General features: G+C 46.0%; 1 protein-coding gene. It reads right to left on the bottom strand.

Going from position 1 to position 291, the window contains the following annotated elements; all coding sequences use genetic code 11:
- Positions 1-291: FAD-dependent oxidoreductase (locus B3180_RS09960; RefSeq protein WP_286844329.1), on the bottom strand; the 291-nt coding region annotated here is incomplete at both ends.

The following is a 291-nucleotide window of genomic DNA, read 5'->3' on the forward strand; positions in this document are numbered from 1 at the left end:
TGGGTAAACTGGTAAGGCCCGGCAACATCACCACAGGCGTATATGTTTGGAAAGTTAGTCTGAAGCAGTTCATTGGTACTGACCGTTTTATTGGTCTGTATCCCCAGTTCCTCTAACCCAAAGCCGGAGATATTAGGTTGCCGACCCAGTGCAATAATCACTTTGTCGAACGGCAACTGAGTTTCTTGCCCATCATGCTCAGCAATTAGAACCGATTCGCCATCGTGTTGCTCGAATCGTAGCGCCTTATGGTTCAATTTAATATCGATACCTTCAGCATTTAAACGCTCG

The organism is Idiomarina sp. UBA4206 (genome assembly GCF_002383015.1).
Taxonomy (GTDB): Bacteria; Pseudomonadota; Gammaproteobacteria; order Enterobacterales; family Alteromonadaceae; genus Idiomarina; species Idiomarina abyssalis.